Source organism: Archangium gephyra (genome assembly GCF_049060025.1).
GTDB classification, from domain to species: domain Bacteria; phylum Myxococcota; class Myxococcia; order Myxococcales; family Myxococcaceae; genus Archangium; species Archangium gephyra_A.
In genome coordinates this window covers 8,149,982-8,165,820 of record NZ_JBMEQQ010000002.1, presented here as the reverse complement: position 1 = coordinate 8,165,820, position 15,839 = coordinate 8,149,982, and the positions used below count along the sequence as shown (strand labels likewise).

Genomic DNA, 15,839 nt, shown 5'->3' with positions numbered 1-15,839 from the left:
CGGGCACTCGGCGACGCGACGACCCTCACCCCCCGCCCTCTCCCAGGGGGAGAGGGGGCATGCGCAACCCGGCTGTCTGCTCTCAGGTGCGCTGCTCGAGGATGCCCAGCGACATCATCGACACCAGGAAGCCGTAGACGACCTGGTCGGGGCGGTTGGCGTACGCGAGCAGCTCCCCCACGGTGCGGTTGCCGTCGATCTTCGGCAACAGCTCCGCCTCCCACCGCTCCAGTTCCACCTCGTGGAGCTGGTAGGCCGGGGCCACGGCGGGGATGAGCCGGTCCTCGGGCCGCAGCATCCGCCGCAGGCGCTCGGCCTTGTAGAGCTTCTTGATGCCGCGGACGATGAGGTTCGCCGGGTGCACGTCCAGCTTGATGGACTCGGCGGCGGCCTTCTCCTTGAAGCTCATCACGTAGGTGCCGTCCTCCCACGCGAAGAGCGAGTAGATGATCGCCTTCACCTGCTGGCCCACGTAGTACAGGCGCTCGGTGTCCTTGAGCAGGCCGCGCTCCACCAGCACGTCGCCGGTGCGCCGGTTGCTCGCGGTGGCCACCGCCGAGGCGTCATCGAGCTGCTCGGGCTTGATCTTCCCCACGCGCACGAGGAACTGGCCGAAGCGGTCCGCCAGCAGGTTGGAGAGGGCGAACACCGGGGTGCCGCGCTCGAAGTAGACGACCTTGCGCACCTTGCCGCGCTGCACGCCCAGCTCGCCCGTCTCGCGTGACAGGTAGAAGGCGGTGAGGAGCGAGGGCAGGTTGTCCTTGAGCTCGCCGCGGCGCTGGCCGGGACCTCCGGCGCCCACGGGCAGCGGATCCGGCGGACGGCCCGGCACGGGCGGGCGCACCAGGGTGGCCGCCACCTTGTGCAGCGGGGTGGCCGTGAGGTTGGCGCCGCGGATCTCCGCGGTGAGGTTGTCGCCACCCGTCACCTTGATGCGGCCCGTCAGCTCCATCGAATCCTGGGGCCCCTCCTCCTCGACGTCGATGTCGAGCTCCACATCGAAGGAGTCCTGCAGGGAGGCGGCAGTGGGGGCCTGCTTCTGGGTGGGCACCAGCTTCTGCACCGCCTCCAGCAGCTTGGCGGCCTCGAAGGGCTTCTCGAAGTAGCCGGCGGCCGCGTACTTCTGCCGGGCCTCCATGGCGTGCTTGCCGCCCTTGAAGACGCCGGTGATGAAGATGAGCGGGAGCTGGGGCTGATCCTTCCGGAGCGCGTCCGCCAGGTGGTAGCCCATCATGTCGGGCAGCAGGATATCGAGCACCGCCACCGCGGGAGGCTGGGCGCGCGAGACCTCGACCGCCTGCTTGCCCTTGGTCGCACCCACCACCTCGTAGCCCGCATCTTCGAAGAGCTGGGTGAGGAGCGTGAGGAGCTCCTGATTGTCATCGACGACGAGGATTCGGGGAGCCATCGCGGGCCACCCTAGCCAAAAGCCCGTCAGTTCGTAAGAGCTTGATGAACCGGAGGATGCATCCCGGCGGCTGGACGGATAGGTTGGAGCACCCCCTGCGCTTCGAGATTCGCCCCATGAAGTTCCCCCACCTGACCCGTTGCATCGTGTCGCGCCTCGTCTTGCCCCTGGCCCTGCTGCTCCCCCTGGCGGTGCTCGCCCAGGAGGACGCGGGCACCCGGGACGCGGGCAGTGTGTATGACGTCCCGGACGCCTCGGTGGGGAGCGGAGGCGCGGACCGGGACAACGAGGAGAACGAGGACGGCCGGCCCGGAGGCGCCTGCCGCAGCGGCAATGACTGCCCGGCGCGGTTCAGCTGCACTCAGGGTATGTGCCGTTACACCGGCATCCGCCAGGCCGACCGGGTGGGCTGCCTGTTGGGGCCGGAGGACACCCTGGCGGTGGTGGGGCTGGGACTGGCGTTGGCGGCATGGCGGCGCGGCCGGGAGGGACAATGAGGCTCGGACTCAAGGCGGACAACCTGCTGGAGCGGGTGGCGGACTGGCTCAACCTGGCCCCCCAGCCGTTGGCGCACGCCTTCTTCGGGATGATGGCCTCGCGCACGCTGATGGCCGGCGAGCGGCTGGGCGTGTTCGCGGCGCTGGCGGACGGCTCGGCCACGGTGGAGGAGCTGGCGGCGCGGCTGAAGCTGTCCCCCGAGGGCACGCGCGCGCTGATGGAGGCGCTGGAGGCGTGCGACGCGGTGGAGCGCAAGAAGGGCCGCTACCGGATGGCGGACCGGGCCCGGCGCTGGTTGGACCCGCGCTCGCCGCAGTACGTGGGCGGCTTCCTGGACTTCAACTACACCCAGTGGGAGTGGTGGAGCCACATGGAGGAGGCAGTGCGCACGGGCGAGTCGGTGGACATCCACCGCTTCGCCCCGGATGACCCGCGCTGGCGCTCCTACATCCACGCCATGCACCAGATGGCGCGGCTGTCGGCGCCCGAGGTGGTGCGCTCCATTCCGTTGCCCCGGGGAGCGAGGCACGTGTTGGACCTCGGGGGCGCGCACGGCTGGTTCGCCGCGGAGCTGTGCCGCCACAACAAGGGGCTGAAGGCCACGGTGCTGGACCTGGAGGGCAGCGTGCGGGTGGGCCGGGAGATCATCGCCCAGGCCGGCCTGTCGCACCTGGTGACGCACAAGGACGGGGACATCCTCACCTCGGAGCTGGGAGGCCCCTATGACGGGCTGCTCCTCTTCCAGGTGATGCACCACCTGTCGCCCGCGCAGAACGTGGCGCTGCTGCGCCGGGTGCGCACCTCGCTGACGCACAAGGGAACCCTGGCGGTGCTGGAGTACCTGCGCGAGGACGTGGAGAAGCCCGCGAGCGCCGCCCCGCTCATCGGCCTGCACTACTTCCTCACCTCGAAGGCGGCGGCCTACACGCCCGCGGAGATGGAGGGCTTCCTGGACGACGCGGGCTTCCGCATCGAGAGTATGAAGCCCGTGCGCCACCTGCCCTTGCAGACGCTCATCATCGCCCGGCCCGAGTGAGATGCTGCCCACCGCCTCCAACGCTCCCACGTCCCAGGACACGCCCCCGCTCGCCGTCGAGCTGGACGGGGTGCTGGCGCGCACGGACACGTTGCACGAAGGCCTGCTGAGGCTGCTCAAACGCCAGCCGTACCTGGTCCCGGCGGTGCTGGGGTGGAGCCTGCGCGGCCCGGCCTTCCTCCGGGCCGAGGTGGCGCGGCGGGCGGAGCTGGACGTGACGCGGCTGCCCTATGACGAGGTGCTGCTGTCGCGCCTCGCCGAGGAGCGGGCACGGGGCCGCCGGGTGGTGCTGAGCACGGCCGCGGACCGGCGGGTGGCGGAGGCGGTGGCCGCGCACCTGGGCCTCTTCGACGCCGTCCACGCCCGGGGCGAGGCGCTCGACGGCCCCCACGAGGAAGCGCGCCGCACCGCGCCCTCCAAGCCGCTCGTGCGCACGCTGCTCAAGGCGCTGCGGGTGCACCAGTGGGCCAAGAACATCCTCCTCTTCGTCCCGCTGATGGCCGCGCACAAGGCCCTCAACGTCCCCCTGCTGCTCCAGACGGTGCTGGCCTTCATCTCCTTCAGCCTGTGCGCCTCGAGCGTGTACGTGCTGAACGACCTGCTCGACCTGGACGCGGACCGCCAGCACCCCACCAAGCGGCGGCGGCCCTTCGCCTCGGGGGACCTGCCGGTGAGCGCGGGCCTGTGGATGGCGCCCCTGCTGCTGGGCGCTGGCGCGGCGGTGGCGCTGCTGCTGCCGGGCGCCTTCCTGGCCCTGCTGGGCACCTACTACGCGGTGACGCTCGCGTACTCGTTCTACCTCAAGCAGGTGATGATGCTGGACGTGCTGGTGCTCGCCGGGCTGTACACGGTGCGCATCTTCGGCGGCTCCCTCGCGGTGGGCGTGCCCACGTCGAGCTGGCTCTTCACCTTCTCCATGTTCCTCTTCCTCTCGCTCGCGCTCGTCAAACGGCTGAGCGAGGTGCGGCGGCTGCGGCAGGCCAACGAGTCGGCCGCCCCGGGCCGCGGGTATGTGGCCGGGGACTACGAGCAGCTCGCCATCCTCGGCGTCTCCAGCGGCTACCTGTCCGTGCTGGTGCTCGCGCTCTACATCACCAGCAAGGAAGTCACGGCGCTCTACCTGTACCCGGAGCGGCTGTGGCTGCTGTGCCCGGTGATGCTGTATTGGGTGGGCCGGGTGTGGCTGCTCGCGCACCGCGGCCAGGTGAACGAGGATCCTTTGGTCTTCGCGTTGAAGGACAAGGTGAGCTACGTGGTGGGGCTCATCGCCATGGGCGTGCTGCTGGCCGCGACATGAGGGAGTCCATGAAGAAGGTCATCGTCCTCGGCGCCACGAGCGCCATTGCGCAGTCCACGGTGCAACTGCTGTCGGCCCGGGGTGCGTCGCTGTACCTGGTGGGCCGCAACCCCGAGCGGCTGGAAGCCGTCGCCAACGAGGCGCGCGCCAAGGGCGCCGCCAGCGTCCACACCGAGGCGTTGGACCTGGACGACCTCGCCCAGCACGAGGCGCTGGTGGAGCGCGCGGCCACGGCGCTCGGGGGCCTGGATGGGGCGCTGCTCGCCCATGGGATTCTCGGCAACCAGGAGGCCGCCCAGCGCTCCTACTCGGAGGCCGAGAAGGTGCTGCGCACCAACTTCCTCAGCGCGGTGTCCCTGCTGACGCCGCTGGCCAACCTCTTCGAGGCGCAGAAGGCGGGCACGCTGGTGGTCATCTCCTCGGTGGCGGGAGACCGGGGGCGGCAGAGCAACTACGTGTACGGCGCCTCCAAGGGCGCGCTGAGCGTGTTCCTCCAGGGGCTGCGCAACCGGCTGGCGCGCTCGGGCGTGGCGGTGGTGACGGTGAAGCCGGGCTTCGTGGACACGCCGATGACGGCCGACGTGAAGAAGAACGCCCTCTTCGCCACCCCGGACAAGGTGGCCCGGGGCATCGTCCGGGCGGCGGACGCGCGCAAGGACGAGGTGTACCTGCCCGGCTTCTGGGGTCCCATCATGTTCGCCATCCGCGGCATCCCCGAGCGCGTCTTCAAGCGCATGAAGCTGTGACGCCCGGGAGGGCTTCCAGGCCCGGGTGACGGGCGGGCGGCCGGACAACCCCTCGGGGCGGGCCGGCCCCTCCTCTCCCCTCCCTCCTCCCGGGCCCTGGCGCCAGGGGGGATGAAAAAGGTGATAGCGTCCGGTCCGGGGCCCCGCCCCTCCGCTCCGCCCCGGGCCTCGAACATGGTGCTCCACAAGAAATCGTCGAGCAACACTCCCCGCTCCCTGCCCAGCCGCATCGATGCGCTCATGCGCGCCTGCGCGCTGCCCCTGGCCCCCTTCGTGGCCTACCTGCTGGGCATGGTGCTGGGACTCGAGGGCGATCAGGTCTCCCGCGCGCTCTTCTGGCTCCTGCCACCGACGCTGCTCCTGTTCGCCGTCCTCTTCCCGCTGCTCATCATCCACTCCTTCGTCGGCACCGCGCTGCGCGTCAACCCGGGGGAGCAGCCCGGGCTCCGGCTGGTGCGCATCCTCAAGCTGCCCTGGCGCCTGGCCTTCTACAACCTGGTGGGCACCTACGCCGCCGGCGCCGCCTTCTTCTCCACCGGCGTCTGCCTGTGGTTCGGCAAGGAGCTCAAGCTGGCCGTGTGGGGCGGCCTCGTCGGGCTGGCCGTCGGGCTCCTGCTCGCGTTCCCCGCGGGCATCGTCATGGAGCGGTGGATGCAGCCGCTCGCCCTCGAGGAGCAGCAGCGCCACCCCCACCTGCGCGTCATCAGCGGCGGCTTCTTCTGGGTGCGCCAGTCCTGGTTCCTCCCCTACGCCTTCGCCGTCTGCGTGCTCTCGCTCATCCTCCTGGGCGGCGTCGCCGTGGCCGTGCAGTCCAACAACGTCCAGCGCTCCTACATCGAGCAGCTCCAGGCCGCCGGCCAGCTCGACGCCGCCCGCATGATGGAGGGCATGTCCTCCTCGCTCCTCTCGGAGCTGAGCATCCCCGTGGCGGTGCTCGCCTTCCTCCTGCTCACCATCCCCACCATCACCGCGTGGATGCTCGCTCGCCGCCAGGAGCGCGGCTCGCTCTCCGTGCTCGAGGCCATCGAGGGCCTCTCCATCGGCAAGGTGCGTCCGCCCCAGTGGATCTCCACCGATGAGATCGGCGACCTGGCCTTCGGCCTCAACTCCATCGTCATCCAGTTGAGCGCCCTGCCCCGCACCCTCCAGCAGTCCGCCAACCAGCTCGTCGAGGCCGGGGCCACCCTGCGCAACGCCAACGACGCCCAGCGCAGCGCCCTCACCATCCAGGCCCAGGCCCTCGAGGACACCAACTTCACCGCCCAGGGAATCAAACACACCTCCGACCTCACCGCCCAGCGCGCCCAGGAGGTGCTCAACGTGGTGCGCCACGCCGAGGAGCTCAGCCGCGCCGGCACCATGGCCATCGAGCAGACCATCGCCGGCTTCAGTGCCATCCGCGACTCGGTGTTCGCCATCCGCGGCAAGATGGAGCGCCTGCAGTCCAGCGCCGTGCAGATCGGTGAAATCACCCAGACGGTGAAGGACCTGGCCGACCAGTCCAACATGCTCGCCCTCAACGCCGCCATCGAGGCCGTCCGCTCCGGCGAGCACGGCAAGGGCTTCAGCGTGGTGGCCCGCGAAATCCGCAACCTCGCCGACCAGTCCATCCGCTCCACCACCCGCATCAGCAACATCCTGGACGAGGTGGGCAACGCCATCGGCGACGCCGTCGCCATGACGGACGTGAGCGCCGCCCAGGTGGAGGGCGGCCTGGGCAAGGTCCAAACCTCCGGCGACAGCCTGCGCCAGCTCTCCCTCATGGTGAACGAGAGCTCCTCGGCCGTGACTCAAATCACCGCCGCCGTGAGACAGCAGAACGCCGGCTTCGAGCAGATCTTCCACGCCATCGCCGACCTGTCGCGCAGCATGGATCAGGCCATGGAGCGGCTGGAGTCCACCCAGGAGGCCGCGCAGACCCTCCAGAAGGTCTCCGCCCAGGTCACCCAGGTGGCCGGCCAGTACCACGTCGAATAGCCCCGCTCCGTCTCGTCCCCAGGACCGAGGCCTGCCGGGCTTTTCCTTTTTTCCCGTGATGGCCAGGATGGATGGCGGTTCCGGTGGGACTTGACCCTCGGGGTACGGTCATGTATTTGCCGCGCCGCGTCAACCCTACTTTACAGGTCTACGCGATAATTCTAGCTTGACCGCACGTCCCTCGTATTTGTAATATTCCACAATCGTTGCACGGGGGGGCCACGCGCTGACTCGCCCTGAGCGGGAGGTCCACATGCACCGGCAGGAGATTCTCGACAACGTCCGCAACATCATCCTGGCCATCAACAATGGCCTGTTCCCGGACGACGTGAGCGAGTTCGCCTCGATGACGTATGATCTGGGCATGGATTCCTTCCATCTCGAGTCGATGATCTCCCGGCTCAAGGACGAAGTGGCCGACATCGAGTTCACCCCCTGGTACATCAAGGCCTCGCGCCGCGGTCACGATACCGTGGGCAGCCTGGTGGACTTCATCGATGAGCGGCTGGTGCGCAGCGTCCCCGCGGAGCTGCCCGAGGGCCGGGCCACCCACCTCTCCAACGCCGAGCCGCGTGAGCTCGACGTGGAGGTTGCATGACGCAGGCAGCAGCACCCCGCCGCCCCACGCTGCTGTCCATCGCGTCGGCCACGCCCCCGCTCTCGCTCACCCAGGACGAGCTGTACGAGGGGCTGCTCAAGCACTGGTACAAGGATCTGCCCAACGCCGAGCGGATGATCAAGAACACGGGCGTGCGTCGGCGCCACTTCGCGTGGGACCCCCGCGTGGAGCTCAAGGACGGCAACAAGGGCCTGAGCGAGCGCGTGCGCGTCTTCGAGCGCGTGGGCCTGGAAGTCACCAGCCAGTCGGTGGAGAAGGCCCTGGGCACCCTGGAGCGCTCCAAGGTGGGCGCCTTCACCATGACCACCAACTCGGGCTACTCGGGCCCGGGCCTGGACTTGTTCACGGCGAAGAAGCTGGGGCTCAAGTCGGACATCCGCCGCACCTTCGTGGGCCACATGGGCTGCTTCGCGGCCTTCCCGGTGCTGCGCACGGCCATGGACAGCATCGCCGCGCGCCCGGACGAGTACGTCATCGCCAACGCCTCGGAGTACAGCTCGCTGCAGTTCCGCGCTGACGCGGACCCGGAGCAGGCCGTCATCATGGGCCTCTTCGGAGACGCGGCGTGCACGCTGGTGATGGGCAGCGCCCCGGATGGGGAGGGCGTCCAGTTCATCCGCTCCCACACCGAGCAGCTCTACGAGACGAACGAGCTGATGGGCTGGCACATGTACACCGACGGGTTCAAGATGACCCTGTCGCCCTACGTGCCCTTCGTGCTGGCCGAGCACATCGACGCCTTCCTGGAGAAGCTGCTGGGCCCGGAGAAGCTGGGCAAGGCGGACATCAAGCACTGGCTCATCCACCCGGGCGGACCGAAGATTCTCGAGGCGATTGCCCGGCAGCTCAAGCTGGACAAGTCGGCCATGCGCGCGAGCTGGCACGTGCTGAGCGAGTACGGCAACTGCGGCTGCGTCACCGCCCTGCTGGTGTTGGAAGAGGCGTTGAAGACGGACAAGCCCAAGCGCGGCGAGTACGGGGTGATGATGGGCTTTGGCCCCGGCCTCACCGTCGAGGGCATGCTGGTCCGTTTCTGAGTCCCTGCCGGTTCTTCACCGAGGTCACACAGCGATGAGCCAGGAACCGCTGCGCCGCCAGACGGCGTCCGTGCAACTGGGCCCCGGCGTGGGGCGCCACTCCAGCCGGGAGATTGCCCAGCGCGGGCCCACCCGGGCCCACGTGGCGCCCGTGCACACGCTCGCCGAGGCCGTGGCGCACTGGGCGCGCACCCGCCCCTCGCAGCCGCTCTTCTACTTCGCGGACCTGGAGGAGAAGCTCACCGTCCTCACCGCGGGAGACCTGCACCACAACGCGCTGCGCATCGCCGCCAACCTGCACGCGCGCGGCGTGCGGCAGGGCGACAAGGTGGTGCTCTCCTTCGACACCAGCCCCGAGTTCCTCGAGAGCTTCTTCGCCTGCGGCCTGGCGGGGGCCACGCCCTGTCTCATCGAGCTGCCCTCCTCCAAGGTGTCCGTGCGCGCCTGGGGCGAGCGGCTGCGGGTGAAGCTGCGCCTGCTGGACGCCCGGGCCATGCTCATCGACCCGGACTTCGTGGACCTGGCGAACGAGGCCCTGCTGGACCACGCCCCCGACGAGGCCCCCTTCGTCGCCACCGTGAAGGAGCTGTCGGGCGAGGCCGCCGCCTTCGAGCCGCCCACCGCCAACCCCGACGACATCGCCTTCATCCAGTTCACCTCGGGCACCACGGACGCGCCCAAGGGCGTGCTCATCTCCCACCGCGCGCTGTTCGCCAACTGCGCGGCCATGGGGGAGATCAGCCAGTGGGACTCGGATGACCTGATGGTGTGCTGGCTGCCCTTGTTCCACGACATGGGACTGGTGGCCTCCACCCTGGCCTCCTTCGTCCACGGGATTCCCACGGCGCTGCTGCCGCCCTTCGGCTTCCTGCTCAAGCCGGCGCGCTGGCTGTGGGCCATCCACTACTTCCGCGCCACCTCGTCCTTCGCGCCCAACTTCGCCTACCAGCTGTGCGTCAAGCGCATCAAGGACGCCGAGGTGGAGGGCCTGGACCTGAGCGCGTGGGAGCGGGCCTACAACGCCGCCGAGTTCATCCACGCCGACACCGTGCGCCACTTCACCGAGCGCTTCCAGCCCCACGGCTTCGAGCCGGACACCTGGCGGCCCGCCTACGGCATGGCGGAGATGGTGGTGGGCATCTCCATCCGCGACCGGAATGATCCCGTGCGCATGGAGACCATCTCCCGCTCGGCGCTGGCCTCGAAGCGGCAGGCCATTCCGCTGCAGGAGAGCGGCCCGGACGCGCTCACCGTGCTCAGCGTGGGCCGGGTGCTGCGCGGCATCGACCTCCGCATCGTCGACGAGGAGGGCCGCGCGCTGGGCGAGCGCCAGGAGGGCGAAATCCTCCTGCGCGGCACGTCCCTCTTCGGCGGCTACTTCAAGAACCCCGAGGCCACCGGCGCCGTGCTGCGCGACGGCTGGCTGCACACCGGGGACCTGGGCTACCTCGCAAACGGCGAGCTCTTCATCTGCGGGCGCAGCAAGGATCTCATCATCAAGGCGGGCGAGAACCACCACCCGTACACCATGGAGAGCGCCGCCGCCCAGGTGACCGGGGTGCGCGCCGGCTGCGTGGCCGCGGTGGGCGTCAACAACCTCCAGACGGGCACCGAGGACATCGTCATCGTGTGCGAGACCACCGAGACGAAGCCCGACCTGCTGCGCCAGCAGTGCAAGCACGTGGAGGAGATGGTCTACCAGGGCTCCGGCGTGCGCCCCAACCGCGTCATCCCCGTCGCCCCGCACACCGTCCCCAAGACGACCAGCGGGAAAATCAAGCGCGCCTACATCCGGCAGAACATCGAGGCCTTCGACAACCTCTCCCTGCTGGTGACGCCTCCGGCCCGCCAATCCATCGTCCACTGAGGGCCGGGCCGCGCGGGTCCGCGCCAGCTCCCCCTGAAGTCCCGACGCCGGAGCGCCTCGTGGCCTCCGGCGTTTCGCTTTTCGTGCGGCCTGCTTCACGCCGCGTCCCGCTCCTTCCCCGAATTACCCGCTCTACCCCGCTCGCGGAGCTTTCCCCACATCCATGTAACTAGAATATTTCAGGAAAGTCGCTCGCTCCCTTGCTCGCCTTGAATTCTTGGGATATAAGACTGAACAACTTTTCCCGAGGAGTTGGAAATGTCCCGTAGCGTCGTCTCGAAGGGTGGAAAGTTCGCGGTCGTCGTGGGCGCCGTCCTCGCCCTGGGTGGTTGCACCAGCGCCGAGCAGCAGCAGCCGGCCGAGGAGCAGCCGCCCACGCAGCAGGCCACCAAGAGCGGCTGCGCCACGGTGGATCTGACCGAGGCCGAGAAGGCCACGGTGGAGCAGGCCATCGCCGGCCGCGTTCAGGGCCAGGCCCGCGCCAACGGCTCGGTGAACTTCAAGGTCTACTGGCACGTCATCAACAACGGCACGGGCATCGCCAACGGGGACATCCCCCAGACGCAGATCGACAACTCGATCGCCGTGCTGAACGCCGCGTACAAGAACACCCCGTTCACCTTCACCCTGGCGGGCGTGACGCGCACCACCAACTCCACCTGGTACGGCTGCGCCGGCGGCGGCTGCGAGACCAAGATGAAGAACGCGCTGCGCGTGGGCGGCGCGGGTGACCTCAACGTCTACTCCAACAACATGGGCCGCGGTCTGCTCGGCTGGGCGACCTTCCCCTCCAGCTACGCCTCCAGCCCCAAGATGGACGGAGTGGTCATCCTCTTCAGCTCCGTGCCCGGCGGCACCGCGGCCCCGTACAACCAGGGCGACACCCTCACCCACGAGGTCGGTCACTGGGTGGGCCTGTACCACACCTTCCAGGGTGGCTGCGCCGAGCCGGGTGACTACGTGAGCGACACCCCGGCCGAGGGCTCCGCCGCCTACGGCTGCCCCACCGGCCGCGACTCCTGCGCCGCCGCCGGTCTGGATCCCGTCACCAACTTCATGGACTACACCGACGACGCGTGCATGAACACGTTCTCGGCGGGCCAGGCCAACCGCGCCGACTCGCTCGTCGCCCAGTACCGCGGCCTGTGATTCGCGCCTGAAGTCCCGAGCCGCTGAAGTCCGACGCCGGAGCGCCCCACGCGCTCCGGCGTTTTGCTTTTCGTGCGGCCCGCTTCACGGAGAGTCCCGGGGCTCCCCGGGATTACGGGGCCAGCCCGGTTCACCCGCACTTCTACGCATCCGTGTAGCTATAATTTTTCAGAAAAAGCGCTGGGCCCCTTGCTCGGCGCTTATTCTTGAGATAGAAGACGTACCAACTATTTCCGAGGAGTTGGAAATGTCCCGCAGCGTTGCTTCGAAGGGTGGAAAGTTCGCGGTTGTCCTGGGTGCCGTCCTCGCCCTGGGTGGTTGCACCAGCGCCGAGCAGAAGCCGGCCGAGGAGCAGCAGCCCACGCAGCAGGCCACCAAGACGGGCTGTGCCACGCCGACCCCGTCCGAGGTCGAGACCGAGTCCGTGCAGGCGATGCTGAGCCAGTACCGCGGCTCGATGGCGGCCATCGGCTCCATCAACATCAACACCTACGCCCACGTCATCAACAAGGGCACGGGCATCTCCAACGGCGACATCCCGGACACGATGATCGCCAATCAGATGGCGGTCCTCAACGCGGCCTACGCCAACACCCCGTTCCGCTTCACCCTGGTGGGCACGACCCGCACCACCAACAGCACCTGGTACACCGCCGGCCCGGACACCACGGCCGAGGCGCAGATGAAGAACGCGCTGCGCCAGGGCTCCGCGGACGACCTGAACATGTACTTCAGCAGCCCCGGTGGCGGCCTGCTCGGCTGGGCGACCTTCCCCAACTGGTACGCGGGCAACCCCAAGGATGACGGCGTGGTCATCCTGAACAGCTCGCTCCCCGGCGGCTCCGCGGCTCCGTACAACCTGGGCGACACGGGCACCCACGAGGTGGGTCACTGGCTGGGCCTGTACCACACGTTCCAGGGCGGCTGCCAGAAGACCAACGACTACGTGGATGACACGCCGGCGGAGAAGTCCGCCGCCTACGGCTGCCCCACGGGCCGCAACACCTGCCCCGCCACCGGTGTGGACCCCATCACCAACTTCATGGACTACACCGACGACGCCTGCATGAACACGTTCAGCGCCGGCCAGATCGCCCGCATGGACTCGTTCTGGGCGACCTACCGCGCTGGCAAGTAGTCCGCGCCTGAAGTCCTGAAGTCTTGAAGTCCCGACGCCGGAGCGCCCCAAGCGCTCCGGCGTCTTGCTTTTGTGGCGTGACGCCCGCTCCGCGCGACCGCCTGCTCCCGGGCTTCCGCTCCACACCGGGGCCCGAGCCGGGAGGGTCAGCTCCTGTCGGGGGGAGGTTCCGGCCGCGAAGGGGAGCAACTGGTCCGATGGTCGGACCACCCGGCATGCCGCGCGGTCGGAAGGCGCCCCGTGCCTTCCCGCGCGAGTTCCCCTGAAAGAACCTGGTTCCTGCGGGCCTGGCAGTCCCGGAAGCGTGCAAAGGCTCGGGGCCGGGCGGTGCCCGGTGAGCCATGCCGCACCGGAACTCCTCCGCGTCCGCCAGCGCGGGCCTGTCGCTCCGCGCCACTCCGAGGAGCCAGGGCCGAAGCCGCCAGGACGGAGCCTCCACACACGAGGCCGCTCGGACAAAGCCGCGCCGCTCGGACGAGCCGCCACGCTCGAAGCCGCCACGCTCCAGAACGGAACCTCCACACGCGAGGCCGCTCGGGCAAAGCCGCGCCGCTCGGACGGAGCCGCCACGCTCGAGGCCGCTCAGCAGGAGCCAGGAGACGCTCGCGTCCCGCCCGGGGCGCGCATGGGGGTGCCCGCAAAGACAAACAGCGGGCCCCCACACTCGTGGGAGGCCCGCTGCTCATGTCCGGGACGAAAGGTGTCTCGGAGCGGGGCGGCTTACTTGCCCGCGCGGTACGAGGTCCACATGCTGTTCATGCGGCTGTTCTGGCCGGCGCTGAACGTGTTCATGCAGGAGTCGTAGCTGTAGTCCATGAAGTTGGTGATGGGGTCCAGGCCGGCCGTGGTGCAGGTGTCGCGGCCGGTGGGGCAGCCGGAAGCCGGCGAGGCCTCGGGCGGCGTGTCGCTCACGCTGTCACCGGGGCTGGCGCAGCCGCCCTGGAACGTGTGGTACAGGCCGAGCCAGTGGCCGACCTCGTGGGTGCCCGTGTCGCCCTGGTTGTAGTTGGTGGCCGAGCCGCCGGGCAGCGACGTGTTCAGCACCACCACGCCGTCGTCCTTCGGGTTGCCCGCGTAGCTCCAGGGGAAGGTCGCGTAGCCGAGCAGGCCGCCACCGGGGCTGTTGGTGTAGAAGTTCAGGGCCGTCGCCGTGCCCTTGCGCAGCGTCTGCTTCATCTGGTTCTGGGCGGCGGTGCCGGGGCCAGCGGTGTACCAGGTGCTGTTGTTGGTGGTGTCCGTGCCCGCCAGGTAGAAGCTGAAGCCGGCCGCCGCGTACGCGTTGTTGAGGACGTTGATCTGGTTGTTGATCTGCGTGGTGGTCACGCCGCCCGTGCCCGTCGAGGTGCGGATGACGTGGAAGTACACGGGGATGGAGACGGCCATGGCGTGCACGTCGCCGCCCATCGCCTGGCGAGCCTTCAGGGCCTCGAAGCGGGCCTCGATCTGCGCGACCTGCTCCGCGTCGAACTCCTCGGCGCCGCAGTTGCGGGCGTCGGCCACCTGAGCGTCCACACCCTCAGCGACCATCTGCTCCGCCTCGTCCACGGGGCCGCAGCCCGTCATCGCCGCGATCGCACCGCAAGCCAGAACCGTCTTGAACATCCGCATGTGAATCCACCTTTCCCAATTGGGAGGGCCAACTGAAGGGGACCCGACTTTTAAACTCTTCCGAGAAAATATTCAAACCGTTCAATCTTTTTTAAGCACGTTTTCCTTGACTCCGCGCGGCAATCATTGCAGGCGCAACGACTACCTTCCGCGTCAATTCTTGCAGGCGCAACAGACTGGTCCGCACGTCAATTGTTGCAGTCGCAACCACTTTCATTCCGCCCGGAGGTCCCGGTGGAAGCGCCCCGGCGAGCCCGTGCGCGAAGGACTCTGGCGTAGCATCCGGGGCCACCGCGGGCGCCGAGGCCCGTGCGGGTGCGAGGAGACGAAGTGAAGGCGCGATGCTCATGGATGGTGATGGCCGTGCTGCTGCTGATGCCCCTGGGGGCCCAGGCGGAGCCCAAGCGGCTGGTGCTGCTCTTCACGGGAGACAACCGGGGAGAGATAGCCCCCTGTGGTTGCAAGGCGGAGCCGCAGGGCGGGCTGGCACGGAGGAAGACGGCCCTCGAGGCGGAGCGGGCCCGGGGCCTGCCCACGGTGTTGATGGACGCGGGCAACGCGCTGTTCCGCGACACCACCCGCCGGGAGGAGGCCCTGGTCCAGCAGAAGGCGGAGCTGGTGCTCGAGCAGATGGAGGCGCAGGGCACGGTGGCCATGGCGGTGGGCGAGCGCGACCTGTCGCACGGCCTGCCCTACCTCCAGAAGGCCACGCGGGCGCGCAAGAAGATGAAGCTGCTGTCCGCCAACCTGGTGGACAAGGCCGGCAAGGCGCCCTTCGCGGCGTCCATGGTGGTGGAGGCCGGAGGACTGAAGGTGGGCGTGGTGGGCGTGTCCCCCGAGGGCGCGCCGGCCGGAGAGCCCGGGTTGAAGGGCAAGCCCCCCGTGGAAACCGCGCTGGCCGAGGCCCGCAAGCTGCGCCAGACGAAGAAGGTGGACGTGGTGGTGGTGCTGGCGGCGGTGCCCTACCAGCAGGCGGTGAAGCTGGCCCTGCTGGCCGAGGACGCGGTGGACTTCGTGGTGCAGTCCCACGACGCCAAGGGCATCGGCATTGGCGAGCTGGTGGGCAGCCACACCGCCGTCTTCCCCGCGGGGGAGCTCGGGCGGCAGCTCACCCGGCTGGAGCTGAGCGTGGACGGGCCGGGGCCCTCGAAGGACCTGGGCTCGGGGACTCGGGCCCGCCAGCAGCTCCGCGTGGTGGAGGACAACATCCTGAAGGCGCAGGAGCGGTTCGCCAGCGCCAAGGACGAGCAGACGCGCGGCGAGCTCGGCCGCACCATCGTGGAGCTGGAGGGCCGCCTGCGGCAGCTCGAGACCGAGGTGGACGTGAAGCCCCCCGCGGGCGGGCGCGCGCACCAGCTCTCCTATTTCACCCTGGGTCCGGCGGTGGCGGATGACCCGGCCCTGAAGCAGCGGGTGGATCAGCTCGAGCCGGTCGGCGCGGCCAACGCGAAGAACTGAG

Annotated in this window: 13 protein-coding genes; 11 read left to right on the top strand and 2 right to left on the bottom strand. The window is 69.1% G+C overall.

Features of this window, described 5'->3' with window-relative positions; genetic code table 11:
- Positions 1 to 82: 82 nt before the first annotated feature.
- Positions 83 to 1,408, bottom strand: coding sequence for a response regulator (locus ACN28I_RS35880; protein WP_420946404.1), 1,326 nt, complete (start codon positions 1,406 to 1,408; stop codon positions 83 to 85).
- Positions 1,409 to 1,452: 44 nt separating this feature from the next.
- Here ACN28I_RS35880 and ACN28I_RS35875 point away from each other — a divergent pair, with 44 nt between their 5' ends.
- From ACN28I_RS35875 to ACN28I_RS35830, 10 genes are all read left to right on the top strand, one after another.
- Positions 1,453 to 1,905 (top strand): MXAN_6627.5 family MYXO-CTERM protein, encoded by a 453-nt coding sequence (locus tag ACN28I_RS35875; RefSeq protein ID WP_420946403.1) that lies wholly within the window; start codon positions 1,453 to 1,455, stop codon positions 1,903 to 1,905.
- Positions 1,902 to 2,942 (top strand): methyltransferase, encoded by a 1,041-nt coding sequence (locus ACN28I_RS35870; RefSeq protein ID WP_420946402.1) that lies wholly within the window; start codon positions 1,902 to 1,904, stop codon positions 2,940 to 2,942. Before ACN28I_RS35875 ends, ACN28I_RS35870 begins: the two co-directional genes overlap by 4 nt.
- 1 nt (position 2,943) lies before the next feature.
- Positions 2,944 to 4,239 (top strand): UbiA family prenyltransferase, encoded by a 1,296-nt coding sequence (locus ACN28I_RS35865; RefSeq protein WP_420946401.1) that lies wholly within the window; start codon positions 2,944 to 2,946, stop codon positions 4,237 to 4,239.
- Between the two features lie 8 nt (positions 4,240 to 4,247).
- Positions 4,248 to 4,985, top strand: a complete 738-nt coding sequence (locus ACN28I_RS35860; RefSeq protein ID WP_420946400.1) for an SDR family oxidoreductase — start codon at positions 4,248 to 4,250, stop codon at positions 4,983 to 4,985.
- Between the two features lie 174 nt (positions 4,986 to 5,159).
- Entirely contained in the window at positions 5,160 to 6,962 is a 1,803-nt protein-coding gene (locus ACN28I_RS35855) for a methyl-accepting chemotaxis protein (protein WP_420946399.1), read from the top strand.
- 253 nt (positions 6,963 to 7,215) lie between these two features.
- Positions 7,216 to 7,560: an acyl carrier protein gene (locus tag ACN28I_RS35850; RefSeq protein WP_420946398.1), complete on the top strand. Its 345-nt coding sequence runs from the start codon at positions 7,216 to 7,218 to the stop codon at positions 7,558 to 7,560.
- Positions 7,557 to 8,618 carry a type III polyketide synthase gene (locus tag ACN28I_RS35845; protein ID WP_420946397.1) on the top strand — a complete coding sequence of 354 codons (1,062 nt, stop codon included), beginning with the start codon at positions 7,557 to 7,559 and terminating at the stop codon, positions 8,616 to 8,618. Before ACN28I_RS35850 ends, ACN28I_RS35845 begins: the two co-directional genes overlap by 4 nt.
- A 34-nt stretch (positions 8,619 to 8,652) precedes the next feature.
- Entirely contained in the window at positions 8,653 to 10,485 is a 1,833-nt protein-coding gene (locus ACN28I_RS35840; RefSeq protein WP_420946396.1) for a fatty acyl-AMP ligase, read from the top strand.
- Positions 10,486 to 10,743: 258 nt separating this feature from the next.
- Positions 10,744 to 11,634, top strand: a complete 891-nt coding sequence (locus tag ACN28I_RS35835; protein WP_420946395.1) for a zinc metalloprotease — start codon at positions 10,744 to 10,746, stop codon at positions 11,632 to 11,634.
- A gap of 247 nt (positions 11,635 to 11,881) precedes the next feature.
- On the top strand, positions 11,882 to 12,772 hold the full coding sequence (locus ACN28I_RS35830) for a zinc metalloprotease (protein ID WP_420946394.1): 891 nt from the start codon (positions 11,882 to 11,884) through the stop codon (positions 12,770 to 12,772).
- Between the two features lie 720 nt (positions 12,773 to 13,492).
- On the opposite strand, the gene ACN28I_RS35825 is transcribed toward ACN28I_RS35830, so the two are convergent.
- The gene (locus tag ACN28I_RS35825; RefSeq protein ID WP_420946393.1) at positions 13,493 to 14,374 is read right to left on the bottom strand and encodes a zinc metalloprotease; all 882 of its coding nucleotides are present in this window, start codon (positions 14,372 to 14,374) and stop codon (positions 13,493 to 13,495) included.
- Positions 14,375 to 14,710: 336 nt separating this feature from the next.
- Between ACN28I_RS35825 and ACN28I_RS35820 the strand changes: the two genes are divergently transcribed.
- Positions 14,711 to 15,838, top strand: a complete 1,128-nt coding sequence (locus ACN28I_RS35820) for a 5'-nucleotidase (protein ID WP_420946392.1) — start codon at positions 14,711 to 14,713, stop codon at positions 15,836 to 15,838.
- Position 15,839: the final 1 nt, after the last annotated feature.